General features: G+C 52.0%; 24 protein-coding genes. 17 read left to right on the plus strand and 7 right to left on the minus strand.

Annotated elements, in window-relative coordinates:
• Positions 1 to 125 precede the first annotated feature (125 nt).
• The 10 genes from M3223_RS09065 to M3223_RS09110 all read left to right on the plus strand — a co-directional run bounded on the left by M3223_RS09065 (position 126) and on the right by M3223_RS09110 (position 8607).
• Positions 126 to 662, plus strand: a complete 537-nt coding sequence (locus tag M3223_RS09065; RefSeq protein ID WP_251560942.1) for a hypothetical protein — start codon at positions 126 to 128, stop codon at positions 660 to 662.
• Positions 655 to 2154, plus strand: coding sequence for an AAA family ATPase (locus tag M3223_RS09070; protein WP_251560943.1), 1500 nt, complete (start codon positions 655 to 657; stop codon positions 2152 to 2154). Before M3223_RS09065 ends, M3223_RS09070 begins: the two co-directional genes overlap by 8 nt.
• A gap of 278 nt (positions 2155 to 2432) precedes the next feature.
• The gene (locus M3223_RS09075) at positions 2433 to 3305 is read left to right on the plus strand and encodes a 3-hydroxyacyl-CoA dehydrogenase family protein (RefSeq protein ID WP_251560944.1); all 873 of its coding nucleotides are present in this window, start codon (positions 2433 to 2435) and stop codon (positions 3303 to 3305) included.
• Positions 3302 to 4504, plus strand: a complete 1203-nt coding sequence (locus tag M3223_RS09080) for an acetate/propionate family kinase (protein WP_251560945.1) — start codon at positions 3302 to 3304, stop codon at positions 4502 to 4504. The genes M3223_RS09075 and M3223_RS09080 overlap by 4 nt, the downstream gene beginning before the upstream one ends.
• Positions 4505 to 4702: 198 nt before the next feature.
• A complete protein-coding gene (gene asnS / locus M3223_RS09085; RefSeq protein WP_251560946.1) occupies positions 4703 to 6001 on the plus strand; it encodes an asparagine--tRNA ligase in 1299 nt (432 codons plus the stop codon).
• Between the two features lie 2 nt (positions 6002 to 6003).
• Complete coding sequence (locus M3223_RS09090; protein WP_251560947.1) at positions 6004 to 6690, plus strand: DnaD domain-containing protein; 687 nt, start codon at positions 6004 to 6006, stop codon at positions 6688 to 6690.
• Between the two features lie 41 nt (positions 6691 to 6731).
• Positions 6732 to 6953: a DUF1450 domain-containing protein gene (locus M3223_RS09095; protein WP_251560948.1), complete on the plus strand. Its 222-nt coding sequence runs from the start codon at positions 6732 to 6734 to the stop codon at positions 6951 to 6953.
• Between the two features lie 12 nt (positions 6954 to 6965).
• Entirely contained in the window at positions 6966 to 7469 is a 504-nt protein-coding gene (locus M3223_RS09100; RefSeq protein ID WP_251560949.1) for a ferritin, read from the plus strand.
• A gap of 98 nt (positions 7470 to 7567) precedes the next feature.
• Positions 7568 to 7894: a hypothetical protein gene (locus M3223_RS09105; RefSeq protein WP_251560950.1), complete on the plus strand. Its 327-nt coding sequence runs from the start codon at positions 7568 to 7570 to the stop codon at positions 7892 to 7894.
• Between the two features lie 161 nt (positions 7895 to 8055).
• Positions 8056 to 8607: an RNA polymerase sigma factor gene (locus tag M3223_RS09110; protein ID WP_251560951.1), complete on the plus strand. Its 552-nt coding sequence runs from the start codon at positions 8056 to 8058 to the stop codon at positions 8605 to 8607.
• Positions 8608 to 8763: 156 nt separating this feature from the next.
• Here M3223_RS09110 and M3223_RS09115 read toward each other — a convergent pair whose 3' ends face one another.
• Entirely contained in the window at positions 8764 to 9405 is a 642-nt protein-coding gene (locus tag M3223_RS09115) for an NAD(P)-dependent oxidoreductase (protein WP_251560952.1), read from the minus strand.
• 111 nt (positions 9406 to 9516) lie between these two features.
• Complete coding sequence (locus M3223_RS09120) at positions 9517 to 9972, minus strand: Rrf2 family transcriptional regulator (protein WP_251560953.1); 456 nt, start codon at positions 9970 to 9972, stop codon at positions 9517 to 9519.
• A 155-nt stretch (positions 9973 to 10127) separates the two neighbouring features.
• On the opposite strand from M3223_RS09120, the gene M3223_RS09125 reads away from it, so the two are divergent.
• From M3223_RS09125 to M3223_RS09135, 3 genes are all read left to right on the plus strand, one after another.
• A complete protein-coding gene (locus M3223_RS09125; RefSeq protein ID WP_251560954.1) occupies positions 10128 to 11489 on the plus strand; it encodes a helix-turn-helix domain-containing protein in 1362 nt (453 codons plus the stop codon).
• Positions 11490 to 11519: 30 nt separating this feature from the next.
• A complete protein-coding gene (locus tag M3223_RS09130; protein WP_251560955.1) occupies positions 11520 to 13256 on the plus strand; it encodes a sensor histidine kinase in 1737 nt (578 codons plus the stop codon).
• 248 nt (positions 13257 to 13504) lie between these two features.
• Positions 13505 to 15808, plus strand: a complete 2304-nt coding sequence (locus tag M3223_RS09135; protein WP_251560956.1) for a discoidin domain-containing protein — start codon at positions 13505 to 13507, stop codon at positions 15806 to 15808.
• Between the two features lie 82 nt (positions 15809 to 15890).
• Here M3223_RS09135 and M3223_RS09140 read toward each other — a convergent pair whose 3' ends face one another.
• Positions 15891 to 16808 carry an AraC family transcriptional regulator gene (locus M3223_RS09140; protein ID WP_251560957.1) on the minus strand — a complete coding sequence of 306 codons (918 nt, stop codon included), beginning with the start codon at positions 16806 to 16808 and terminating at the stop codon, positions 15891 to 15893.
• A gap of 152 nt (positions 16809 to 16960) precedes the next feature.
• Here M3223_RS09140 and M3223_RS09145 point away from each other — a divergent pair, with 152 nt between their 5' ends.
• From M3223_RS09145 to M3223_RS09155, 3 genes are all read left to right on the plus strand, one after another.
• Positions 16961 to 17809 carry a sugar phosphate isomerase/epimerase family protein gene (locus tag M3223_RS09145; protein ID WP_251560958.1) on the plus strand — a complete coding sequence of 283 codons (849 nt, stop codon included), beginning with the start codon at positions 16961 to 16963 and terminating at the stop codon, positions 17807 to 17809.
• A complete protein-coding gene (locus M3223_RS09150; RefSeq protein WP_251560959.1) occupies positions 17809 to 18828 on the plus strand; it encodes a Gfo/Idh/MocA family protein in 1020 nt (339 codons plus the stop codon). The genes M3223_RS09145 and M3223_RS09150 overlap by 1 nt, the downstream gene beginning before the upstream one ends.
• 310 nt (positions 18829 to 19138) lie before the next feature.
• Positions 19139 to 20026, plus strand: a complete 888-nt coding sequence (locus M3223_RS09155; RefSeq protein ID WP_251560960.1) for a sugar phosphate isomerase/epimerase family protein — start codon at positions 19139 to 19141, stop codon at positions 20024 to 20026.
• A gap of 100 nt (positions 20027 to 20126) precedes the next feature.
• Here M3223_RS09155 and M3223_RS09160 read toward each other — a convergent pair whose 3' ends face one another.
• Positions 20127 to 21044 (minus strand): DMT family transporter, encoded by a 918-nt coding sequence (locus M3223_RS09160; protein ID WP_251560961.1) that lies wholly within the window; start codon positions 21042 to 21044, stop codon positions 20127 to 20129.
• Between the two features lie 108 nt (positions 21045 to 21152).
• Between M3223_RS09160 and M3223_RS09165 the strand changes: the two genes are divergently transcribed.
• Complete coding sequence (locus tag M3223_RS09165; RefSeq protein WP_251560962.1) at positions 21153 to 22583, plus strand: PLP-dependent aminotransferase family protein; 1431 nt, start codon at positions 21153 to 21155, stop codon at positions 22581 to 22583.
• Positions 22584 to 22643: 60 nt separating this feature from the next.
• Here the strand turns inward: M3223_RS09165 and mtnB are convergent, their stop codons facing one another.
• The 3 genes from mtnB to M3223_RS09180 all read right to left on the minus strand — a co-directional run bounded on the left by mtnB (position 22644) and on the right by M3223_RS09180 (position 25353).
• Positions 22644 to 23303, minus strand: coding sequence for a methylthioribulose 1-phosphate dehydratase (mtnB, locus tag M3223_RS09170; protein ID WP_251560963.1), 660 nt, complete (start codon positions 23301 to 23303; stop codon positions 22644 to 22646).
• Positions 23304 to 24038, minus strand: coding sequence for a 2-hydroxy-3-keto-5-methylthiopentenyl-1-phosphate phosphatase (locus M3223_RS09175; protein WP_251560964.1), 735 nt, complete (start codon positions 24036 to 24038; stop codon positions 23304 to 23306). It abuts the gene before it with no gap.
• Between the two features lie 94 nt (positions 24039 to 24132).
• Entirely contained in the window at positions 24133 to 25353 is a 1221-nt protein-coding gene (locus M3223_RS09180; RefSeq protein ID WP_251561026.1) for a 2,3-diketo-5-methylthiopentyl-1-phosphate enolase, read from the minus strand.
• Between the last annotated feature and the right edge of the window lie 2 nt (positions 25354 to 25355).

Genomic DNA, 25355 nt, shown 5'->3' on the forward strand with positions numbered 1-25355 from the left:
CTCTATCTATATTGAAGTGATATACTCATCATATAGCAATTGTGATATACTAGAATGCATCACATTATGCTATATGCATGAGGCAGCCTTTTTGGCGGCTTCAATCATGAAGGGGGCTTTTTGTTTTGATCAAATGGAGGCTTTTGCCTTTTTTTGTGACGATTGCCGTTTCCGCAGCCCTGTTATTTGGCGGCTGGTATGCTTATCAGCAAACTGCTGTTGAGCGTCCGCTTAGCAAGGCCGTCCAGTCGCTGCCGGGTGTCGCATCCGCTGTCCCGTCCCTTAGTGAAGATGCTGTTACGGTCAAGCTGAAGCTTAATGCCGGAGCCGACCTTCGTACGATATATGATCAAATTTTGCGCCAAGGCGCTTCTGTCATTGGCTCCCGCAAACTTGTGCTGCAGGTGGATCAGCCTTCCAGTCCTAAGCTGGAATCCGTTTGGTCCGGACAGCTGTTTACAATCGCTGAAGCGATGGAAACTCGGGCCTATTCCCGTATACCCGCCGCAATGGATTCTCTGGAGAAAGCCAATCCTGGTCTGAAGGCGCAATCGTCGATGGATGATGCAAATGTTTACGTGACGTTGGAATATGGTACGGATACAAAATATATAATTTTGCCCCGCGCGGGTGAAATGATGGGGGTATGGCCAAATGCCTAAGTACAGCGCCGAAATCGGCGCAGGCTTTTTGACCGCGCTGCTTGCATTTCTGTTGTTTCGGGGAGTTAATGTCGTTCCGCTGCTGCTTGCGCTTTCACTCGTAGCTGCCGTGCTGTTCGCGCTCCGCTCCAAAGGCCAGCTTGCCGCTGCCGGAGGCCGGCGCGAGGCGGTAACCAAGTCGTCGTCGCCTTTTTCGTTTGATGATATCGGAGGACAGGACCGCGCGAAGGGCGAGCTGATCGAGGCGCTGGATTTTCTCGTTAAACACGAGGAAATTAGCAAGCTCGGCATTCGTCCGCTCAAAGGCATTCTGCTTACGGGACCTCCGGGCACCGGCAAAACGTTAATGGCCAAAGCTGCGGCGCATTACACGGATTCCATTTATTTGGCGGCTTCGGGCAGTGAGTTTGTTGAGATGTATGTTGGCGTCGGAGCGGGCCGCATCCGTGATTTGTTCAAGGATGCCCGCCGCAAAGCCCAGAAGGCCGGCAAAAAAAATGCCGTTATTTTCATTGACGAGATTGATGTCATCGGCGGCAAAAGGGACGGCGGTCAGCATCGGGAGTATGACCAGACGTTAAATCAGCTGTTGACGGAAATGGACGGCATCCATACGAGCGAATCGCCGCGCATTTTACTGATGGCTGCTACGAACCGCAAGGAAATGCTTGATCCCGCTTTGCTTCGCCCGGGACGTTTTGACCGCCATATCGGCGTTGAGCTGCCCGATAAAAAGGGCCGTCTTCATATCTTAAACATCCATGCCAAAAACAAACCGCTTTCGGACGAGACGAGTCTCGAAAAAATTGCGGAGGAGTCGTTTGGCTTCTCCGGCGCACAGCTGGAAAGCGTGCTGAATGAGGGCGCGATTTATGCGATGCGCGAGAACAGCGAATTTGTATCTCAAAAGCATCTGTCTATGGCGATCGACAAGGTCATGATGGGTGAAAAAACCGATCGTGAGTCAACGAAGGAAGAGCGGGAACGCGTTGCAATTCATGAGCTTGGCCACGCCATTGCGGCGGAGCTGCTTCGTCCTGGCAGCGTGTCTCAGGTAGCTTTGTCGCCGCGCGGTGCGGCGCTCGGGTACGTTCGCCACAATCCGGTGCAGGATCATTATCTTTATACGAAGGACTTTTTGGAGTCCCAGATTATGATCGCTCTTGCCGGAGCGGCGGCGGAGGAGATGTTTTACGGCGGGCGCAGCACAGGCTCACGCAATGACTTTGAGCAATCGCTGAACATTGTTCGGACGATGGTAGAATGCGGCTTGACCGAGGTAGGCATTACCGAGGAACGCATGATGACGCCTGACCGCTGGGCAAGCGTGTCCGGCAAGGTGCTGGACGAGCTTATGCTCCGCATTAAGGAGATGCTGGATACCCGGCGCGAATTGTTCCAGCATTGCCTCGACATCCTGATTGACAAAGAAACGCTTGGCGGCGAGCAATTCCGTATGCTGATCACAGAGGATCAGTTGGTTGGCGCCTAAATATTAACGTTCGTAAAGACGGGCCGCCGGCCCGTCTTTTTCATGATCATTAAAGCGGATATATTCGGACCGTCCGGTGACAGAAGAGGGTGCGATTATGGCCCTTCTGTGACTGTCGTACTGCCGCGCTAACGCGGAAAAATGGCGTAGTGGCGCGGTTTTTCCGTCGTGAGATTGTCAGAAATACAGCCCGCCGGAAGTTGTGTAACAGGGTCCGGGAAAGGTATAATAAAGGGCACCCTACAGATAAAACAGGTTTAGAATGGAGCGGACTTACTGTGAATTTTAGAAAGATCGGCGTCATCGGCGCAGGCACGATGGGCCAGAGCATTGCCGAAATGCTCGCGTACAAAGGGATGGACGTATTTTTGATGGAGCTTACTCCGGCCAAGCTGGAGCAAGGACTGCGCAACATCGAGGTCAGCTTGGATAAGCAGATCGAGAAATGGGCGCTGACGCAGGCCGAGAAAAAGCTGATTCTGAATCGCATTCACGGTGTTTCCTCGATGGAAGATTTCTCGCAATGCGAGCTGATCATAGAGACAATTACGGAGGATCTGGAGCGCAAAAAGGCGGTTATCGCCGCTGTTGACCGCGCCTGCCCGCCGGATGTTATCATTGCGAGCAACACTTCGACGTTATCGCTGACGGAGCTGGCCAGCGCGGCTGAGCATCCGGAGCGTGTCATCGGCATGCACTTTGTGTATCCGGTTTTCAAGGTGGACCTCGTGGAAATCGTGCGCGGCCTGCGCACATCCGACAGCACCTTCAAGAGCACCAAAGGATTCATTGAACAAGTGATCGACAAAAAAGGCGTCATGGTATTTGAGTCTCCGGGCTTCATTACGACACGTCTTATTTGCCTGTTCATCAACGAAGCTCTCCACATTCTGGAAGAGGGCGTTGCATCCGTCGAAGATATCGACAGCGCGATGCGCATCGGCTACTCCTTCCAGCACGGGCCGTTTGAGATGGCGGACCGTTTCGGACTGGATTCCGTACATGCGGCGCTTGATTCCATGTTCCGCGAGTACGGCGAGCTGAAATACCGCCCGTCCTTCATTTTGAAAAAGATGGTGCGCGCAGGCCAGCTTGGCGTCAAAAGCGGCGAAGGCTTCTTCCAATACGACAAGGACGGTGACCGGGTATGAAAATTCTTGTCATCAATGCGGGAAGCTCTTCGCTGAAGTATCAGCTGTATGATATGACGGACGAATCCGTACTGGCCAGCGGCCGCGTCGAGCGGATTGGCATGGATTCCTCGATCGTGACCCATGAACCGGCGGATAAGCCGGAGGTGCGTGTCGTAGACGAGATTCTGGAGCATACGAGCGCAATCAAGCGGGTTCTAGACATGCTGACGCACAAAGAGCATGGTGTGCTGGAGTCGGTAAACAGCATCGATGCAGTCGGTCACCGCGTCGTGCACGGCGGCGAGGTGTTCAAGGAATCAGCTCTTGTAACAGCTGAAACGAAGCTGGAAATCCGCAAGCTGTTTGATTTGGCTCCGCTGCATAATCCGGCGCATATGATGGGCATCGTTGCCGTTGAAGCGGTTCTGCCGGGCGTGCCACAGGTCGTTGTATTTGATACGGCCTTCCATCAAACGATGCCGCAATCGTCGTACCTGTATCCGGTGCCGATGGTGCTGTACAAGCGCCATGCGATTCGCCGCTACGGGTTCCACGGCACAAGCCACGCTTATGTGAGCGAACGCGCCGCTGAAGTGCTGGGCAAGCCGCTGGAAGACATCAAGCTCGTCAGCTGCCATATCGGCAACGGCGCCAGCGCTACAGCAATTCTGAACGGAAAATCGTTTGACACAAGCATGGGCATGACGCCGCTGGAAGGTCTGATGATGGGAACGCGCAGCGGCGATCTTGATCCTGCTATAGTGCCATATACGATGAACAAGGAAGACCTGACGCTGTCCGAGGTCAACTCCATGCTCAACAAGCATAGCGGCCTGATGGCGATTTCCGGGCTTAGCAGTGACATGCGCGAAATTACGGAAGCAATGTTTGACGGTGACAAAAACGCCAAGCTTGCTTTTGACATGTACACGTACCGAGTCAAAAAATACATCGGAGCCTACGCGGCGGCGATGAACGGCATCGACGTTCTGCTGTTCACGGCTGGTGTCGGCGAGAATTCCGTCGTACTCCGCGAAGCGGTTTGCGACGGGCTGACTTTCCTCGGCATCAAGCTGGACAAAGAGCTTAACGCTCAGCGCAGCAAAGAGGCGCGGATTATCTCGACGCCGGACTCGACCGTTACCGTCATGGTCGTGCCGACAAACGAAGAGCTGCTAATTGCGCGCGACACGTTTAAACTGACGAAACAGGCTTAGCTCGGCAGAAAATCGCCGCTGCGGCAAAAGGCCGGCCCTCCGATCGCTGTTGACCTCAGATTTCCCTGAATTTATTCTCTCGAAGAGGTGGAAATCCGACGTCAAAGGCGAACGCTGACGCTTCTCTGGGCTCGGTCTTTTGCCTCCGCTTGTTTCCGTCATCTAAAGAAATAAATAAAAGAGAGGGGCAGTCTAAACATGAGCAAAGAACTCGTAACTATCCGCAATGTGTCCGCCCATGTCGGCAGTAGCGTGCGGATCGGCGCCTGGGTGCAGCGCAAGCGCTCCAGCGGCAAAATCGCTTTCCTGCAGCTGCGCGACGGAACGGGCTTCATTCAAGGCGTAGTCGCCAAAAACGAGGTTAACGAACAGGTATGGGAAGACGCTGGCAAGCTGACCCAAGAAAGCTCGCTTTATGTCACGGGATCCGTAAAGGAAGAGCCGCGCAGCCCGTCCGGTTACGAGCTGATCGTCGAAGGCATCGAGATCATTCAAGTGACGCAGGATTATCCCATTACGCCGAAGGAGCATGGCGTCGATTTCCTGATGGATCACCGCCATCTGTGGCTCCGTTCGCCGAAGCAGCGCGCGGTGCTGACAATTCGTGCGGAAATCAAACGGGCAGTCAACGAATACTTCGATACAAACGGCTTCACGCAGGTCGATCCTCCGATTTTGACGCCGACATCTGCTGAAGGTACGACGAACCTGTTCCATACGAAGTATTTTGACGAAGATGCCTATTTGACGCAAAGCGGTCAGCTGTACATGGAAGCCGCAGCTATGGCGCTTGGCAAAGTTTACAGCTTTGGCCCGACTTTCCGTGCTGAAAAGTCCAAAACCCGCCGCCATTTGATTGAGTTTTGGATGATTGAGCCGGAGATGGCGTTTGTTGATCTGGAGCAAAGCCTGCGCATTCAAGAAGCATTTGTCGCGCATGTTGTCGCCAGCGTTGTGAAAAACTGCCGTCCCGAGCTGGAAACGCTCGGCCGCGACATTTCCAAGCTGGAAGCGATTCAGGCTCCGTTCCCGCGCATCACCTACGACGAAGCGATTGAGTTCCTGAACAACAACGGTTTTGAGGTGCCTTGGGGCGAGGACTTCGGCGCGCCGCATGAAACGGCGATTGCCGAGGCGTATGACCGTCCGGTATTCATTACGCATTACCCGGCCTCGATTAAATCGTTCTACATGAAGCCGGATCCAAATCGTCCGGAGGTTGTGCTCTGCGCCGACCTGATTGCGCCGGAAGGATACGGCGAGATTATCGGCGGCTCGCAGCGGATCGACGATCCGGAGCTGATGGCGCAGCGTTTTGACGAGCATAAGCTGCCGCTTGAAGCCTATCAATGGTACATGGATCTGCGCCAGTACGGCACCGTTCCGCATTCCGGCTTTGGCCTGGGCCTGGAGCGTACTGTAGCCTGGATTTGCGGACTGGAGCATGTGCGCGAGACGATTGCCTTCCCGCGGACGCTCTACCGGTTGTACCCTTGACGATGAGCGGGGAGTTTTCAGCCGCTTACACCCGCGCCTTGGCCTCCCTGATGGGGGACCGGGGCGTGTTTCTGCCTTCGCTGCTGCTCCGCTCTTACCGCGAGCTGGGCTTAAGCGACACCGACTTTATGCTGCTGCTGCAGCTGATGGCGTTCCGGGATTCCGAGCGAAAGGATTTTCCGACGCCGGAGGAGTTAGGCGAGCGGCTCGGCATTTCCGCCAGATCGGTGCAGATGCAGCTCGGCCGGCTGCTAAAAGAAGGATTTCTAAGTATTGACGACGCTTTGGATTCCGTAAGCGGCGTCCGTTACGAGCGCTACAATTGGCAGGGCTGGCTGGAGCGCGCAGCGGTTTGGGCAGCAGCGGCGGAGAGCCAGACTGCAAAAGAGGAACCGGCGCATGCCCGTCCGGCTCTTGATCAGGAGCAAAACTTATTCTCGGTATTTGAGCAGGAGTTCGGCCGTCCGCTTTCGCCGATGGAGTTTGAGCGCATCAGCAGCTGGCTGGATCACGATCGATACAGCGACGAGCTGATCCGCTTTGCGCTGCGCGAGGCCGTATTTGCCGGAAAGCTGCATTTTACGTACATCGACCGGATTTTGCTTGAGTGGAGCCGCAATCGGGTAAGCACGCCGGAGGAGGCGCGCGTACACAGCCGCAAGTTCCGGGGCGGTGCAGGCAAGGGCTGATCCGCTGTTTTTAATTCCTCAGGCTGGAGGAGGCCCGGGCGATGAAGGTTCGATTTTGCCGTAAAAATTTGAGCCGAATGTCCAAGTCCGCTTTCCGCAAGCTCAAGGATGAGCCGGATTTGAAGCTCAAAAAAGCCGACTGTCTTGGCAGCTGCCGGCTTTGCAAAGAGCGGTGTTTTGCCGTTATAAAGGGTAAGACAGTCTCTGCGGCAAAGCCGGGCAAGCTCGCTAAACGCGTGCTCAAGAGACTTAAATCTTCTTAGGAGGGATTTCCAATGAACGACAAGCTGGCGGTTGCGCTTAACGAACAGATGAACTTTGAGTTTTATTCCGCGCATGTGTACCTCGCGATGGCGGCTTACTGCTCCGGGGAAAGCCTGGAGGGCTTCTCGAACTTTTTCCTCGTGCAGGCGGAGGAGGAGCGTTTCCATGCAATGAAGATTTATAAGTTCCTCAACGACCGCGGACGCCGCGCAACGCTGCAATCGATGCCGGAGCCCAAAAACGAATACCGCAACATGCTTGATGTATTCGAGCACGGCTACCACCATGAGAAGCAGAACACGAAAAACTTCTATCACCTGGCTGACCTTGCTTTAGACGAGCGTGAGCATGCGACGATTTACTTCCTGAAGTGGTTCATCGACGAGCAGGTTGAAGAAGAAGCCCTGTTCGATGGCATCATCCAAAAGCTCAAGCGGATCGAATCCGACAGCAACGCTTTTTATATGCTGGATGCGGAATTTGCAGCGCGCAGCTTCACGCCTCCTGCCGAGTAATACTGCAGGTTTGTGCATGATAAGGACAAGCCTGTTGGACGAGACAATGATCATCATTGTCTCGTCTTTTTTCATTTAAACGAAAGGTGATGGATGAGATGAATTTACATATAACAAGGGCGGCCAGATGGTTTGAAAGCGATGAAACGCCAATTAGTCTTCAAGAATGGAAAAACGTTGTGCTTGAAGAAAGCGATATGACAATGGTTAAAGCAGCTGAAATAATGACACCTGCTGGAATTACGATTAGCGTTGAGGGAGAGGGTATGGCCGCTTGGGAGTTTGAAGAAGGCTGCACGGTCTGGTTTAAATACCGGGATGGAGAGATCTGTGTTCCTTACGAAGAGGAGTTCATCGATAAAGTCAAACATTTGGCGGCAAAGCTCCAAGCTAACGTTTTGGACGAAGAAAACGAAATGATTTAACTGCCTCATCAAATTAGAACCGGCGCCGTTCAGGGGCCGGTTTTTTGGCATTCTTTTACGAAAATATTCAGGCAACGTATAATTTAAAAAAATATCCAACCTTTTCTAATAACCAGCACACGTAATACATGACGGTACTCATTTGCAGCAGGAGGCATTGGATGAAACAGACGGACAGGCAGCAGTACGACATATTACGCTCTTATGCGAAGCCAATTTTCGGGTATGCATTGAACAAGGTCAGGCAGAGGGAAGAAGCGGAGGATCTGGCGCAGGAAATTATGCTTCAGCTGTTCAAGTCAGTATCTTCCGGGGCGTTTATAACAAATCTGGATGCCTACGTATGGACGTTCGCAAAATATACATGGGTCAATTGGCTAAAAAAAAGATCGTATATCCCAGCGCCTACCGAAATTATCGGACTGCCTGAACCTGTAGCCAACCAGTGTTATGAACCAAAACGGAAGGACGGCGGTCATTACATTGCTTTTGCCTCCGTTGAGCAGGACAGGCGACCGGAGTTGAGCTACAACCCGCAGCACTATTCCATCTGTGGAACTATGGTGCGTTACCGAGCCGGAAGCCCGCTGTATCTGTGGCAGCTCAATACATATTGGAGCGAGCGTAAAGACTGGAGAGATCTGAATTTTGATAATTCGTGGTCAAGTTTATGGCGGTGTGATGAGCGCATATATCCTGAAGCATCTAGTTGATGACGGCAAGCTTCATGAACCGCTGCCTCATCAGCGGAAAACGATCAGCACCTGGATGGGCGCGGTGAAATAAGTAATTACAACAAACCAGAAGCAGCTAATGGCTATTAGCCATCGGCTGCTTCTAATTTTGTTAAATCTATTGCACCTCGTACGTTATTCCGCTTCGCCAACAATCGTAAACCGCTCGTTCAGGTGCTGAGGGTTCTCGATTTCATCCAGCAAGGCGATTGCGTAGTCGGCATAGCTGATGTAGCTTTGTCCGGCGCTGTTCACCATAACATGATCTTTTCCTTTTGTATAAGCGCCAGTGCGCTTGCCTTGCGGATCAAAATAACCGGCAGGGCTTAAGTACGTCCAGGTCAGCGAGGATGCTTCCTGTAAATCCTGCAGGTTTTTGCCCATATTCATCGAGGTCGGGTATACAAATTCAGGGAAATCAGGCGTATCCATCAGCCGTGTCGTTTTGGCCTCATCAACATACAGGCTGCCTGCTCCGCCGACGACGATGAGCCGAGTATTCGTAGCGCCTTCCAGTGCGCGGATAAGGGCACGTCCGGTTTCAACATGAAGCTGCTCCTGTCCCATAGGGGCCCCGAACGCATTCACGACAACGTCGAACGGCTGTAAATCAGTTGAGGTAAGACTATGAATGTCTTTTTCCAACACATCAACATTGGATTGAGTCACTTTAGCGGCGGATCTAACAATTGCCGTAACCTCATGGCCTCTTTCGAGCGCTTCCTTCATAATAAGGCTTCCAGCTTTGCCGTTTGCTCCGATAATTCCGATTTTCATAATTTTTTCCTCCAAATTTCGTAGTTCGAGATTGTTATAACCAATTCAGTTACAACGGGTGTGAAAAAAATAGCTCATTCAAGAGCTTATTTTATCGCTTTTTTTGCGCCGTTATACGCTTCCCTGATCTGCCCAGCCAGAACGTTGACCGCAGGCAACGATTTTGTTCGCCAACCTTTCAATCGTCACGCTGGCCAATTCCTGCTCCATTGCCGCTTGTGCGGACAGCATCGATTCCCGCAGCGCGTTTTCGATATTGGCACCGACAAAACAGGCAGGATTAGGATGCTCGTGGAAATTAAACAGCTCGTTGCCATCTACCACCTCTACGGCGCGATAAACGTCAAGCAGCGTAATTTCAGCGGGAGTTTTGCTCAATGACGCTCCGCCAGTCCCGGCACGCACATTCACTAAACCGGCTTTTTTGAGCTGGGCGATAATTTTACGGATGATAACCGGATTCGTATTAACGCTAGCTGCAATGAGATCCCCGGTTGGCATTGGCAGCATGGAAATCAGGGAAAGAATATGAACGGCGATGGAAAAACGCGAGCTGATTTTTTTCATGTTGCTCACCCTCTCGTTGTAACCAGTTTAGTTATAACCAAATCAAAAGTCAAGTATTCAGCTTTAACCTTGTTATGGTAACATAGTTTTGCGATTGAAGGCACTGCATAAACCGACTATAAGGACGACAACATTTACTGCTGGGAGATGGATCGATGAGAGTTCTTGTAGTGGAGGACGACCACCTCGTGCGTCGCGGATTCATTAGCCTGATGCCCTGGCAAAGGTATGGGCTTGAGGTGGCGGGAGAAGCGATAAATGGCGAACAGGCGCTTGAATTTTTGGAGCACAACGATGTCGATCTCTTGTTTACCGATTTGTTGATGCCGGTGATGGGCGGCCTCGAGCTTATGCGTCAAGTTAATGTTAAATTCCCGCATATCGGACAGGTTGTGCTTACGTTCCATGAGGAGTTTGAGTATATCCAAGAAGCGCTGCGAATAGGGGCGCTGGATTATATGATTAAAGCGGATTTCTCCTTGGAGCAGATGGATGCTGTATTGGAAAGAATACTGGCTCGAATCGGCCGAGTTAACGGAACCGGAGCCACGAACAGGCTGACGCATGATCATGGTTACCTGTTGTATTATTTGGGAGATGAATGCAATGACGCAGAGCCTCAAGAAAATCAAACGTCGCTGTTTGCACTGAACGTTCAGTGGATAGACCGCAATCTGTGGTGGCTGGAAGATATGAATCACCAAACAGATGTTAAGGCATACCTATTGGAAATCAAGCTGCCCCGTTATTGGGCCATCGTGGAGTGGACCGGAATTCGAGGCCATGACAGGAACCGGCTCCGAACACCTATGAAACAGTTTACGGACTCGCTTTATTTTATCTACGACAGGGATTGTCCTTATTATACCCAGCCTTACACAGCAGCAGCCGTCCCGGGGGAAAACAGCCGTCATCTATTGTTAGCGCAAAATAACGAGTGGGCTTTGTTGGACTGGATAACCGATGATACCGTTTTTGAAGTCCTGCTGCAACGATTATATGATCTGAGGCCGGACCGCTCCCTGCTGGAGTCCTATTTTTTTGCAGTTTCTGCGAAGTGGCAGGAGAGATTCGGCGTTTCTTTTGTTGAAAATAACGAAATCGTTCCGTTTCCGGTGTGGCAGGACTTGGTGGAATGGCTTGGACATGTACGCAAAAAAATCAAATCCGTCTATAAATTAACTGAATATTCCGATGAAATAATCCGAGAAATTATGAAAACGGTTCAATTTATGGAAAATGAGTTTCAAAAAGAACTATCAATCATGGATGCCGCTAAATTTGCCAATATGAGCAGAAGTTATTTTAGCCGCTGTTTTCATGATATTACGGGGCATACGTTTAATGAGTATTTACGAATGGTAAGAATCAGTCACGCCAAAACGTTATTAAAACAATCGTCCAAGCCGATCAGCTGGGTTGCTTATCAATCCGGCTACCCGAATGAAAAGTATTTTTGCAAAGTTTTCCGCAAGGTGGTTGGACTGCAGCCGCGCGAGTACCGTGCCTTATCCTAAACGCTGTAATCGGGGAGGTTATCGGTCAACATGTACCCTTTATTTTCGCTGCGCATCGACCTAAAGCCATACTCGCTGAAACAGAGGCTGATCCTTCTGCTTGTTTTGAGCGTGTTGGCTCCAATTATTTTGATCGGCAGCATTTCATACTATTCCATGAATTCCATTCTCGAAAACAAGACGCAGACGGGAATTAAAACGAATCTGCATCAGGTTCGCCTGTCGCTGGATGAATTGCTGAGGCAGTTGAACCAGGTGTCCCAGCAGCTTGCGTTCGACAGCGGGCTTAACAAAGAACTGGAGCAATACATGCAGTCCTCATCGCTGGACAAAAAAATGGTTTATGACAAAATTCAAGCAAAGTTGAATTTAATTCAATTTACGAATCCTTCGGCCGGTCTAATGTTTTATTTTATTGAGGGCAGCGGCGAATATTTATTGCCTAACTATCCGGTGCTGGACGAATTTAAAGTCCGCGAGCTTCCCGTATTCGACCGTTATCGGGATATTACCTATTACGGCCCGCATCAATCTCAGTCGTCGATGCAGAACAAGGAAGTGATGTCCATTGTGCGTAAGGTCGAGGCGCCCTATACCGACAGCTTATATGTGTATATTGAGTCGGCGCTAAGACTGGAGGACGATCTTTTGGACAGCGGCTCGTTCGGGCTGAATGTTTCGCATCTCATAGTTGATCATACCGGAGTGGTGACGTACAGCCAGAAACCGTCTGACTTCCCGGTCGGTTCGAACTATCAGGCTTCCGCCGGATCCAGGGACGGGATGAGCCGCAATTATTTATTTGAGGAAACCGGCAGCCAGAACTGGAAGGTTGTTGCGGCCATTTCCAAAAAAGAATACGAATCTGAAGTGCAGAGCTGGATGATCCGGTTTGCTGGTTCGGCTATTTTGACGTTAATGATCGGCATTGTCATTGCGCGCCTTATTTGGCGTTCGCTCTATGGTCCGATGCGGCAGCTCAGCCAGAACATCCGCAGCGTCAAACATGAAAAATGGGATGAGCCCAAACAATCCTTTACTATGATCGAGTTTGAATCCATTATGCAGGACTTTTATGGGATGAGAGAAAAAATGGGGAGTCTGATGCGGGAGCTAGAGGCGGAAGGAAAACGGAAGGGACAGCTCGAAATTGAAAAGCTGATGTACCAGATCAATCCTCATTTTCTCCACAATACGCTTGATACGCTGAGGTGGACCGCCCGAATGGACGGATACAGCCAAATGGATACCCTCATCTCCGCGTTAATTAAAGTGCTGCATTATAATTTGGGAAAAAGCGGGCCGGCAACGATCCGCAGTGAAATTGAGAATGTGAAAAGCTACACGTTAATTCAGGAGCATCGTTACCAGTTTCAGTTTCATATTCGGCTGAATGCCGAGCCCGATACGCTGGATTTGCCGATTCCGCGATTTGTGCTGCAGCCGATTGTCGAAAATGCGATCTATCACGGCCTTTCCGACCACGGGACGATTGTTGTGACCATTTCCAAGATGGGAGAACATCAGGTTTTAATCCGGGTGGAGGACAACGGAAGAGGAATGGAAGAGGCGGAAATCGCCCGTATTCTGAATCGGAAAGATGAAGAGGCTCCAGGCGCTTCAGGGATCGGCTTGGCTTATGTGCGGCGTATGGTGCTTGAATTCGGCGAGTATGCGGATATGAAGATTCAAAGCAAGGTTGGTGAAGGAACGACAGTAGTTCTGCTGCTTCCGGTTTATTCCAGTGAACGGGCGGTTTCGAAATAAGGTGCACTTTTGTCCTGAAAAAAGTACATTATTGTCTGTTTTATAGGTTTGCCTGATGGAAAGTTGAAGATAAATATGCACCAAAACAAAGACCTTTCCTCACTTTGGAAAAGGTCTTTTTGTTTACAATTGTTTTAGATTCAATAAGTCTCCAGGAGAGGGGGAGCAATCACGTCTTAGGCAGTCGCTGTTTCAACAACCTAATTTCTGGATGAGCAGAACGCATTCCTAATTGTAGGAGGTCAAAGATGATAAATTCCATGAACAGATTCATTGCGGTCAAGCTGGCGGCGCTTCTTTTGTTTGTATCGGTCCTCGCATTGCTGCCGGCTCAAAAGCCGGTACAGGCAAACGCGACATTGCTTAGCCAAGGAAAGCCGGTAACCGCGCTCAATTCCGAAGCTGGAAACGGGCCGGAGCTGGCCAACGATGCGGATTCGAGCAACAACGGTTATTGGGGCTCCGTTATTACGGACGAACGCAAAAAAACCTGGTGGCAAATTGATTTGGAAGGACAGAATCATATCTCTCAAATCGTAGTGCGCAACTATGTTGATGGCACGAGATTTTATCAATATCATATCGTTGGCAGCATGGACGGGGTGAACTGGAATCCGATTGCCATCAAAGGCGGCAATTCCGCCGCTTCCAATGGAGGCGATGTTTATAACGTATCGGTCGCAGCACGATATATCCGCGTTATCTATACGTTAGGTTCCGCAAACGGTATTGCTCATATGACGGATTTTAAAGCATACGGGCATCCGGTAAGCACCATGCAGACAGATCCGCAAGTGAAGCTGCAATCGGCCTCATTGGACAAAGTGTCGTATTCGGCGGGCGATACCGTAAAGCTGAACTACCAGCTGAAAAACAATTCCCCATCTTACAGCTACAACATCACAAGCGTAAAAGCTAAAGTAATCGGACTTACATCCCCCTATAACCTGTTTGTGGAGCAGCAGGTAGCGGCCAATGTGAATTTGTCGCCAGGGCAAACGTATACCGGCTCCAATATTTCCATCCTGAACATAGACAATATGACGGCGCTTGGATCGTATGCGCTGCATGTTCAGTACAACTTCAGCGATGGAAGCTCATGGGAATCTTATCAGACCTTTTTCAGAATTAAAAATACCGACGAGAAATACGTTTATTCGGTAGCAAGGGATACTTATAACGGCTTGCCGGTGTACAAACTCGACGGAGATATGAGCGCTGGAGTTGCGGTTGAAAAAGCGGCGGAGTCCATCGGTGCGGGCACCTCGCAAATGTGGAACACAAACGGCGGGATGCTCACTTCCATCCATGCGACACCTTCGTTTTTAGTTGATTCCGTGCAGCAAACCGTTGATTTTTACGATCAGGAATTTGGCAGCAGCACCGTATTTGATACGGTTATTATCGGTACGGGAAGTTTTGGAGCCCCTTATCTGTCCAAAACGCTGAACGCTCCGTTTTTGCCGACACATTTCCTCGTCAGCGCGGATACCGTTCAGGAAATTAAATCCGTTCACGACTATTCCCGCAAGCAAGGGCTTTCGGTTTACAGCATGTTTGGCGCGGATGCGTCCGTTAATGAAGGCGTGGCCTGGATTGAGCTGCTGGACCTGCCTCCAGCCTATGTGGATTTTCTCCAGAATCATCAGGTTAAAAACATCGTCTTTGTCGGAGCCAAAGGGAACGGCGGGGAAAGCCTCGTCAAAAAAGTGCTTACAGCTGATTCGCAGCCTGGACCGACCCAAAATGGCGATATTTATTTAGGATTTAATTTTGCCGGAGTGTCCGCCACCCAGAACCTGATCAATATGAACACCAAGATAAAAGACTTCAACAGCTACAGCTTAGGCAGCTTTGAAAATTTGAAAGACTGGGAGAGCGGAATTTTAACGGCGCAGTTTAACAATTACATCAGCACCGCAAGCAGCTCCGTGCCTACTCTGAACAAAATTGATTCCGTAATAAGCGGCCTGTGGGAAATGGCGTCCCATTCCATGTTGTCTTATTTCAAAAAAAATAACATTCCGCTGGAAGGCGTTTCGATCAATCCTTATATGAGCGCCCATCCGTTTTATGAAACGAAAAAAGGCTATGTTCCTTTCCTCATGCTGCAATGGGGAACAAATGTGAATCAAATGGTTGATCAAAATCTGAACGTCAAATTCAGAGCAATCGTAAACAGTTATTTCCCGTCCGTCACCTTTGACGACCTGACCTTCCGGATTAATTTTGCACGAAATGCCGGGAACAATGATCAACCGCCTGTTGGCGGACTGTGGCTGTCGGATCAGATTAAAAACAGGCTGACGCATAACGGGCTGAATGACGTGAAGCAGAATACAAACGAAAAGACAGCTTTTGAAGTATGGGATGTGAGCGACGGCATGAATTCGCCAAGTGAAGAAATTGCCGTCGAGCTGACGACAATGTCCACTGCAGCCCAATTAAAAACGTGGAACGAATCTCTTGAACCGTTGACGTTGGACGAACTCGAGGACATCCAGCTGCAGGATACCGCTATTATTGTTGAGCAAAATTACACCCGAAACTAATTTGGCGACTGCCCATGCATGGAGTAAAAGAAGAAGCCTCTGTACCCTTAGCCGGGTGCAGAGGCTTTGTTCGTTGCGGACATTAGCGGGATTTCATTCCCGCTGCCGCCTCTACCGTACGTGCGTACTCAGACGGAGGCATACCGGTGGAGCGTTTGAACTCTCTGGAAAAATAATGCACGCTGGAATATCCAAGCCGTGCGGCGATTTCCGTCATGCTATAGCTGCGTTCGCGGATCATCGATTTGGCTTCCTCCAGCTTCATCTGCCGGAACAGCTCCATCGGCCCCATGCCGGTATGCAGCTGCACCAGCTCCTTCAGCCGAGTGCGTCCGAGATGCGCCGCCTGGCATAAATCCTCCAGTGCCAGCGGTTCGCCCAGACGCTCAAGCATGACGGCCTTAAGCTTGTCAAACGTTTCCTGCCCGGCCGCACGCGCCGCCGGAGCAGGTGAGGACGAGCGTTTACCATCCCGCTCGCCGGCAGACTGCGCGCTGCGAATCTGACTGATCAGCAGCAGCTCCAGGCAAAGCCGCAGCATTTGCTCCGATGCGGGCGGGGCTTGCGGATTTCTTTCCAGCCGATGCACTTTAGGATCGTGATAAGGGGGCAGGAAGCTCGCAAATCCTTCCTGCAGCAGCAGCGACAGCCAGCCCAGCTCCTTTTCCTGCAGCATGCCGACGCGGTCGTGAAGCTGAACCATGAGCGGACTGTCGCAGGTAAAGGCGATGACGATCAGATTCGGCGGGCGATGCCCGTTACCTACCCGCACCGTATGGAATTCCCCGGGTTTATGAAAAACGATGCTGCCCTGCTGCAAAATAAGCAGCCGGTCGTCGGCCCGCACCTCAACTTCGCCTTTGTCGACATAAAGCAGCTCCCAGAAATCATGAGACTCGCCTTCGAACAGGTACCCTTTTGGATATTCAAAATAATGAAATGATATCAGCTCGTCCACCTGAAGGTCCTGTCTCAGGCGCAAAGGATGAAAGGTTGTCATAGGTTCCCTCCGTCAGGACGTTATGACTTCATCGTACCACGAATAAAGGCCGAAAATGCAAAAACAGCGGCCAAAATGATAAATTCAAAACGCTTTCTTCCGTCTATAATCCAAGTATAAACGCTAAGAAACCGAAGAGGAGGCTGCATCAAATGAAAAAGGGCATTAACGCATGGTCTTTCCCGGCAGGCACGACGGTTGAACAAAGCATCGCCATCGCCAAGGACGCCGGATTCGACGGAATCGAGCTCGCGCTGGAGGAGACGGGGCAGCTCAGTCTGGAAAGCAGCGAAAAGGAAATTCTCGGCTACAAACAGCTGGCTAGCGATACCGGTCTGGAGCTGTCCAGCCTTGCAAGCGGCCTTTATTGGGCCTACCCTCCGACGAGCGACAGCGAATCGGTCCGCACAAAAGCCAAAGACATTATCCGCAAGCAGCTCGAAACGGCTGCTTTGCTTGAAGTAGATACGATTCTTGTTGTACCTGGCGCCGTAGGCGTAGACTTCATTCCTGACGCGCCGGTTGTTGCATACGACAAAGCTTATGACCGCGCTCTGGAAACGTTCCGGGAGCTCGCTTCCGAAGCCGAGAAGCTGAAAGTAAACATCGGCGTGGAAAACGTGTGGAACAAATTCCTGCTCTCTCCGCTTGAAATGAGAGGTTTCATCGATGCCGTCGGCTCCGATTATGTTGGCTCTTACTTCGATGTCGGCAACGTCGTTTATTCCGGTTATCCGGAACACTGGATTCAAATTCTCGGCTCCCGCATCAAAAAGGTTCACTTCAAAGACTACCGCCGCAACGCGGGCGGACTGCACGGCTTTGTCGATCTGCTTGCAGGCGACGTGAATTATCCGGCCGTTGTCCGCGAGCTGGAAGCGATCGGCTACGACAGCTTTGTTACGGCAGAGATGATTCCGCCTTATACGCATCATAGCGTTCAAATCGTATACAACACGTCGGCGGCAATGGACGCCATTCTCGGAAGGAGCAAACGATAATGATTCGGATCGGTATGATTGGACTGGGCTTCATGGGACGGGCCCACCTGGAAAACTATCTGCGCCTGGAGCAAGAGGGCGTAGCGGTCAAAGTTGTTGCGATCTGCGACGCAGACCCTGTTAAGCTGCAGGGCGGCGGCGGCGGCGGCAACCTCGAAGCAGGCAGCACGGTAGTGGATCTGAGCGCGTTTGCCCAGTACACCTCCATCTCGGAAATGCTGGAAAAAGAGCAGCTGGACGCGGTTGACATTACACTGCCTACATTCCTGCATCGCGATGTAACCGTTCAATGCCTGGAAGCTGGCATCCATGTGCTTTGCGAAAAGCCAATGGCCATGGATACCGAAGAATGCGACGTCATGAACCAGGCGGCGGAGAAGAGCGGCAAAGCGCTTATGATCGGCCAATGCCTGCGCTTCTGGCCGGCATACGTCGAGCTCAAAAAGCTCATCGACAACGGAACGCTCGGCAAAGTCACGTACGCCTATTTTTACCGCGGCGGCGGCACGCCAAGCTGGGGACCATGGGTGCTCCAAAAGGACAAGGGCGGCGGTGCGCTTCTCGACATGCACGTGCATGATACCGATGTTGTCAACTGGCTGTTTGGCAAGCCGGAAGCCGTTTCGACAAACGCAGTCAATGTCATTCCAGGCAGCGGCTACGACATCGTATCGACGAACTACCGTTATCCGCAAAACGCCGTCATCCACACGCAAGTGGATTGGACGCTCAACGGCGACTTTGGCTTCGAGATGGGCTTCCGCGTCACATTTGAGAACGGCAACGTCCAGTTCGTAAACAACGAGCTCCGCGTTAACCCGAACGACGCTCCGGGTTATGTCGCCGAGCTGTCGGAAAACCAAGGGTATTACTACGAGCTGAAGTACTTCGTGGAATCGCTCCTGAACGGCACTCCTATCGAAGAAGCGGACGGCCAAAGCACAAAAGACACCATCACGATCGTGCGTGCAGAAATCGCTTCCGCTGACCAGCGCGGCGAGTGGGTTTCCGTCGGTTAATATTCAAGTTATGTATCAAAGCACAAGCCTGTCCGTCTTTTTGCGGACGGGCTTTGCTTTTGCAATACGGCTGTTTCAGCTAATATTGCTATGGAGCTGTTTGCACAAAAGAGGCTCGCTTATATGCTCCGCTCCGCACAAAAGTGCAACTACTCGGCATAGCTGTTCTAGTCCGTATCCAGCGCTGGATTTACAATGGAGGTAGAGCAGAGATAAGAGTTGGAAATCTGAGTTCAACGGGCCGGCTTTTAGCGCAGCGGGTTCTTTTCATCGGACGTAGTCCTATACTGACAAAAAGGCGGTTAAAAAGATGAGCGTAAATAATCCAATTGGCGTTATCGTCGACAGCTTCCAGCTTGGCGTGCGCGAAGGGCTTCGTAAAGCAAAGGAAGTAGGCGCGGACGGCGTTCAAATTTATGCGGTTGCCGGAGAAATGGACCCGGATATTCTTGATGCAGCCAGCCGCAAGGAGCTGCGCGAATATATCGATTCGCTGGGCCTCACCGTGTCCGCGCTCGTAGGCGATCTGGCAGGCCACGGCTTCCAGGACAAAAATGAAAACGGCTGGAAGGTCGAAAAATCCAAGCGCATTTTGGACTTGGCGCTTGATCTCGGCTGCAACATCGTCACGACGCATATCGGCATCGTGCCGGACGACGAAAACAGCGAGATTTACCAAACCATGCTGCAAGCCTGCGATGAAATCAGCCGTTATGCAAGCAGCAAAAACGCCTTTTTTGCCATTGAAACCGGACCGGAGCGCGCCGAGCATCTGAAGCAGTTCCTCGACAAGCTGAGCACGGACGGGCTGTCCGTCAATTTTGATCCGGCCAATATGGTTATGGTGACAGGCGACGACCCGGTACAAGGCGTGTATACGCTCGGACGTTATATCGTTCATACGCATGCCAAGGACGGCGTGAAGCTGAAGGATTATGTAGATCCGCGCAAGGTGTACGGAATGCTTGGTTACGAGCATGAAGCGATGAGCCATGAAAAGCTGGCTGCCGAAGCCGAGGAAGGCGAGGATTTCCGCGAAGTTCCGCTTGGCGAGGGCAGTGTCGACTGGCAGAACTATCTTCAAGCTTTGCAGGACATCGGCTACACCGGTTATTTGACGATTGAGCGTGAGGTTGGCTCACAGCCGGAGAAGGATATTGCGGCTGCCGTTCAGTTTTTGAAAGGTTTCCGTTCATAGCAGGAAGCTGCTGCAAATAGAGGAGTGCCGGCAAACGAGCTCATGGAGCGGCGTTGACGGCGCTCTTCTTTTTTGGTTTAACGACTATCTGGGCCGGAATCTAGGCGGCCCTTTTGGTACGGGCAGGCTTTTTCACAGCGGATTTCAATTCCTTCAGCCTTGGTGCCGCGATGCCTGCAAGCACCAGCAGGCTTCCGCTAATGGAGACGAAGGTTATTTGTTCCTGGAACATGACCGCGCCAAGCGTGAGAGCGATTATGGGAGATACATATAGCCAGGTCGATGGGAAAAACGCGTTTGTAGCTTTAATCAGCCAGGCATAGAGGCTATGACCGAGCATGGAGCCGACTACAATCAAATAAAGGAGCGAGCCTGCTGCAGGCAGAAGCTCGAGCGATGCGGAGGAAGGACTCTCTGTCAAAATAGAGATCAGGAGCAGTCCGCTTCCTCCTGCGGTCATTTGCGCTGAATTTAGTGCAATTGGAGACAAATCCGGTTCCCGCAGAAGCATTCGGCGCGTCAAAAGGCTCCCGCTCCCATAACCGATTACTCCAAGCAGAACAACCAGACAGGCCATCAGCCACAAGCTGTCGCTGCTTCCTGTCAGCTTAGGCAGCATAAGCACGATTACACCTGTGAAGCCCAGTGCGCAGCCGATTTTGTCCAGCCGCGTGGTGGGCTGTTTCATGGCCAACGACTGCATAAGCAAAATGAAAATCGGTCCGGTCGCAGACAACACGGCCGCCATCCCGGATTCAATATGCTGCTCTCCCCAATACAGAGTGGAAAATGTGGTGAACGTACTGGCTGCTCCAATGAGCAGCACTTCTTTGCGCCACAACAGCGAAAGGTTTGTTTTGCCCCGCAGCCAAAGCCAAACAAAGAGTAAGGCCCCCGCCGCAACAAACCGGATGCCGGCCGACAGAAACGGCGGCAGCCCGGCCTCCACGCCAATTTTAATGGCAAAAAATGTGGTGCCGAATATAGCGCACATAAGCGCATAGTTGAACCAAACCATGTTGCAGCCTCCCTTTCATTACCACCTGCATCATATCAGTTGACAAATAGAACAGATCGTCTACGATTAGACCAGATGAGTGAACAGGGATAAGGTGGTTGAATCAATATGAGCAAAATGAAGCCATTGGAATCGAGTTCGATGAGGCTTAAGGTGGAGCAGGCAGTTTTGGAGGGACTGCGAACCGGCGAATGGAAGGAAGGAGAACGGCTGCCGTCTGTCCGCAGCATGGCGGATCGGCTTGGCGTGCATCGATTGACGGTGCTTAAGGCATACAGCCGGCTGGAGCAAGCGGGGCTGCTGGCATCCAGGTATCGATCCGGTTATTTCGTGAAAAGCCGAGAGTCAGGGACAGGGTTCTCTGATTCAGAGCATGAGGAGCATTGGACGTATGCGGCAAGGCCCGGCTATCGAAATCGCAGCCGCTTGTCCGATATTCATCGTCAACCCGTGCAGTACCGCATGTCCGAGGCTCTGCTTGATCCGGCGCTGCTTCCGAACCGCTTTTTAGCCGCTCATGCCAAAGAGGTTCTGGATCAGCATCCGATGGTGCTCAGCACCTATTCAACCGTCATGGGGGATCTCTCTTTGAGAGAGGGAATGGCACAATATTTTCGGGACCGGTACGGGATTGTCGTTGCAGCGGATGAGATTATGGTTACTACCGGTTCTTCACAAGCGATCGATCTCGTGTCCCGAGCCTTGGTCAAGCCGGGGGATAAGGTGCTGATTGAGCGCCCGACATACAGTCCGGCGATTGATATTTTTGGGCAGCAGGGCATCGGCATGCTTCCCGTGGAGCTTACTCCGGAGGGCTTTGATTTAGCGAGAGTGGAGGAGCTGATGCGGCTGGAAAAGCCCCGGATGTTTTATCTGAATCCAACATTCCATAACCCTACCGGATACACCGTTCCAGGTGAACAGCGCAAAGCGCTGATCGAGCTGGCAGAACGTTATTCCTGCATCCTGATCGAAGATGATGTGTACTATGATCTGTATTTTGATAACCCGCCGCCGCCTCCGATGTTTTACTACGACACGGAAGGTTTTGTCGTTTATATTCGCAGCTACAGCAAATACATTGCCCCGGGCATCCGTATCTCCTTCCTGATTGCTCGACCCTCCGTCATGGAGGCGATCTTTCCGCTTAAGGCGCTGTCGGACGCGGGCACTCCGCTGCTCGGGCAGAAAATATTTCAGTCCTTCTTTTTTTCAGCCAGAATGCAGGAGCATATCGTAAAGCTCCGGCTTGCCGTGCGGCTGCGCAAAGAAGCATTGGAGCGTGTTTTGGCCCGGTCTGGATGGCAATGGGAAAGTCCGGACGGGGGGTTGAATTTGTGGGTACGGCTGCCCGAAGGTTTGTCGGCTGAGCTATTGCTGGCTCGGGGTCTTGAACAGTCGATCGCTTTTGTGCCCGGCAGCATCTGTGATCCAATCGGAGAGATGGATGATCGGATTCGCCTCAGTTACTCCTTGCTCGGTGAAAAAAGTCTTGAAGAGGGAGTGGAGCGGCTGATCCGGGCTGCGGAGTTTGTGTAGATAAAACAAGCCGTTACAAGTGAAGTTGTCTTCGCTTGTAACGGCTTGTTTGGGTTAAGCTTAGGAACGCCCCTTGCTCAGCAGCTCCCAGCGGTACACATATTCAAACAGGAATTCAAAAGACTCCAGATGGCGCTTCGCCTCAAAGGCGTCTGCACCCCAGGCGTAAATGCCGTGTTTACGGAGCAATACACCGGGAAGGCGAGGGTTTAGCACATCGGTAATTTCAGGCACGATGCGCGGAATGTCCGCGTAATTAGGCACGATGGGAATATCGATATGCGCTTCTTCTTCCCAAATGCCAAGACCTTTGATAAGCTCTACGCCGGTTACCGGTACGGCGCGCCGCTCCCAGAACCACTCGGAAATGACATTGCTGAACACGGAGTGAATGTGGAAAATCGCTCCCGCTCCGGTTAGCCGGTAAATTTCGCAGTGAATAAGCGTCTCGGCGGACGGCTTCAGAGAAGTTGCCTCGCAAGGCTTGCCGTTCTGGTCAACGAGCAGAAAATCCTCCGGCGTCGACTTCGACTTGTCTTTGCCGCTTGCCGTAATGGCGAACTGAAAGCTGCCGGGATTGTAATCGCCAACCCGCACGGAGAGATTGCCGCTTGTGCCGGCAAACCAGCCGCGTGAAGCGAACAGCTCCTTGACCTCGGTCAGCTCGCTGTATGCGCGCTGTTTCTCTTCCAGCTTCGGCTGATATTCCTGATATGACATTTAGTTCCCTTCTTTCCTCGCTTGCTGCCGCTCCTTAAGATCGTCGACGACGTCGTGGAACGTGCTGAATTCATGATGCGGAAGTCCAAGCTCGCGGCATTTGACCGTAAGATGTGAACGCGAGTATACCTGATCGGCCAGCTTCGCGCCTTCAAAGTCGGTCACGCTGTCGCCGATCAGGATGCGCTCGTAACGTTCGGCGGAAAACTGGCGGATAACCGCCGTTTTGCACATGCCGCAGCTGCCGTTTGGACAGTGCTCGTCGCAAGTATGCGGCCATAAAATTTCGATGTTATCTCCAGAAAAATCCGCGCTGTTGCAGTATATATGATCCTGCGGAATGCCAAACGGCTCCAGCAGCGGATATACAAAAAAGTCGATGCCGCCGCTCGTCACAAAAAACTCGATCTCTTCCTCCTGGCAATAGGCCAGCAGCTCGCGGAAACCGCCGCGGATAACCGCATTGCTGATGGAATAACGAATGACGTCTTCCTTCATGGAGGCGGGCAGCAAGCGGAACAACTTGCCTACGCCTTCCTGAATAGACATCCGCTGCTCTATCGTATCGGTTGCGATCTCTTCCCAGCCAGCGGGGTTGAAATGTTTAATGATGGCGATGATATTATCGTTTTCGGTTATCGTTCCGTCAAAATCACAGAAAATAACGCGTTGTTTGACCGCTTCGGATCGTTCTGCCGCAGCGGGGGAATCTGAAAGGACATCTTGTTTGTTCATGCGTTTTGCCTTCTTTCATTACCGTCAGAGGGCATTCCGGCTCGCGGCTTGAATGCGTGCGGCCAATCGGTTGCCGGAATCCTTTAACGGCTTGTTAAACTTCGCGGACGCCCCAGGCGTCAACGGCTGCCTTAAGAGCTTCATGGCCTGGCTCAGCAGCTGCGGTTTGCAGCGGCACGCCGTTCATTGCGGCCGTTATCGCCTGGCGGAACGCTTGACCGCCTGCGGCTGCGCCGCCGGGATGGCCGTGAACGCCTCCGCCGGCATTCACAACGGAATTGATGCCAAAGTCGCGCAAAATAAGCGGGACGAGGCCGGGGTGGATGCCCGCAGACGGAACCGGGAAGCTTGTCCGCATCGCACGGCTCTCGTCAAGCAGCATCTCGCGGATTGCCAGATTTTCTTCCTTCGGCATGACGACCGAGCCGTATGGGGAAGGGAAAAGCACCAGATCGGCGCCGGCGAGACGCATCAGCTTGCCGAGCAGCAGCGGGGCGGCAATGCCGTAATGCGGCGACGGATAGAGAGCTCCAGCCATGGCGGGATGCGCCGCGATCGGAACGTTGATGTCCGGATCGGCGCTCAGCTCATGCAGGACGTCGTAGCCATAGGCGAGCACGTTGAACAGCAGCGCGTTTGCTCCTTCCGATATGGCTAGGCGGGCTTGGTCGGCCAGTTTGCTTGTCGGTCCTGTCAGATTGACGGCATAGAGCAGCTTTTGTCCGGTCTGCTCCGAGGCTCGGCGGGCTGCCTCCATACAGACTGCCACGCGGCGGTTGATGCCGGTCTCGTCATTTTCAAACAGGATCTCGTCATCCTTAATCAGGTCGACGCCGCCAAGCGCCTGCTGATAGAACTGCTCTTCCAGCCCTTTCAAATCGTGGCCGATAACGGATTTAAAAATACTCATTAGCAGCGGACGGTCATGCACGCCGAGCAGGTCGCGCACGCCTTGTATGCCGAATTTCGGGCCCGGGAACGCGCTTTGGAAACCTTCCGATACGTCGAGATCGATCAAACGGACTTTCCCGTCCATCGAAAGCTTGCCAAATACAGTGACGAGCAGCGCGGGAATGTCCCGGCTGAAGTTAATATCCGGGTAGGCGATGCGGATATCCGCATAACGGCTGCCTGGAGCTCCGTCACCTTGGTGTTCCTCAATGGAGACGACGCGGCCGAGATGTTTTTCCATCTCCGCTTTGCGCAGCTCAGGCAGGTCCGTCCAGCTGCCAACCGTCAGGCCTACCGCAATGGACAGAGCTTTTTTGGCAAAATCGGCCTTGTCGTCATGAACCCGGTACGTTGCGACGCACATGC

Origin of the sequence: Paenibacillus pasadenensis (assembly GCF_023715725.1) — a bacterium.
Lineage (GTDB): Bacteria > Bacillota > Bacilli > Paenibacillales > Paenibacillaceae > Paenibacillus_O > Paenibacillus_O pasadenensis_A.

Bases quoted from the DNA above. Each gene is read 5' to 3' on its own strand.
- M3223_RS09070 (WP_251560943.1), top strand. From the start codon at position 655: ATGCCTAAGTACAGCGCCGAAATCGGCGCAGGCTTTTTGACCGCGCTG.
- M3223_RS09080 (WP_251560945.1), top strand. From the start codon at position 3,302: ATGAAAATTCTTGTCATCAATGCGGGAAGCTCTTCGCTGAAGTATCAG.
- asnS (WP_251560946.1), top strand. From the start codon at position 4,703: ATGAGCAAAGAACTCGTAACTATCCGCAATGTGTCCGCCCATGTCGGC.
- M3223_RS09090 (WP_251560947.1), top strand. From the start codon at position 6,004: ATGAGCGGGGAGTTTTCAGCCGCTTACACCCGCGCCTTGGCCTCCCTG.
- M3223_RS09095 (WP_251560948.1), top strand. From the start codon at position 6,732: ATGAAGGTTCGATTTTGCCGTAAAAATTTGAGCCGAATGTCCAAGTCC.
- M3223_RS09100 (WP_251560949.1), top strand. From the start codon at position 6,966: ATGAACGACAAGCTGGCGGTTGCGCTTAACGAACAGATGAACTTTGAG.
- M3223_RS09105 (WP_251560950.1), top strand. From the start codon at position 7,568: ATGAATTTACATATAACAAGGGCGGCCAGATGGTTTGAAAGCGATGAA.
- M3223_RS09110 (WP_251560951.1), top strand. From the start codon at position 8,056: ATGAAACAGACGGACAGGCAGCAGTACGACATATTACGCTCTTATGCG.
- M3223_RS09115 (WP_251560952.1), bottom strand. From the start codon at position 9,405: ATGAAAATCGGAATTATCGGAGCAAACGGCAAAGCTGGAAGCCTTATT.
- M3223_RS09120 (WP_251560953.1), bottom strand. From the start codon at position 9,972: ATGAAAAAAATCAGCTCGCGTTTTTCCATCGCCGTTCATATTCTTTCC.
- M3223_RS09125 (WP_251560954.1), top strand. From the start codon at position 10,128: ATGAGAGTTCTTGTAGTGGAGGACGACCACCTCGTGCGTCGCGGATTC.
- M3223_RS09130 (WP_251560955.1), top strand. From the start codon at position 11,520: ATGTACCCTTTATTTTCGCTGCGCATCGACCTAAAGCCATACTCGCTG.
- M3223_RS09135 (WP_251560956.1), top strand. From the start codon at position 13,505: ATGATAAATTCCATGAACAGATTCATTGCGGTCAAGCTGGCGGCGCTT.
- M3223_RS09140 (WP_251560957.1), bottom strand. From the start codon at position 16,808: ATGACAACCTTTCATCCTTTGCGCCTGAGACAGGACCTTCAGGTGGAC.
- M3223_RS09145 (WP_251560958.1), top strand. From the start codon at position 16,961: ATGAAAAAGGGCATTAACGCATGGTCTTTCCCGGCAGGCACGACGGTT.
- M3223_RS09150 (WP_251560959.1), top strand. From the start codon at position 17,809: ATGATTCGGATCGGTATGATTGGACTGGGCTTCATGGGACGGGCCCAC.
- M3223_RS09155 (WP_251560960.1), top strand. From the start codon at position 19,139: ATGAGCGTAAATAATCCAATTGGCGTTATCGTCGACAGCTTCCAGCTT.
- M3223_RS09160 (WP_251560961.1), bottom strand. From the start codon at position 21,044: ATGGTTTGGTTCAACTATGCGCTTATGTGCGCTATATTCGGCACCACA.
- M3223_RS09165 (WP_251560962.1), top strand. From the start codon at position 21,153: ATGAGCAAAATGAAGCCATTGGAATCGAGTTCGATGAGGCTTAAGGTG.
- mtnB (WP_251560963.1), bottom strand. From the start codon at position 23,303: ATGTCATATCAGGAATATCAGCCGAAGCTGGAAGAGAAACAGCGCGCA.
- M3223_RS09175 (WP_251560964.1), bottom strand. From the start codon at position 24,038: ATGAACAAACAAGATGTCCTTTCAGATTCCCCCGCTGCGGCAGAACGA.
- M3223_RS09180 (WP_251561026.1), bottom strand. From the start codon at position 25,353: ATGTGCGTCGCAACGTACCGGGTTCATGACGACAAGGCCGATTTTGCC.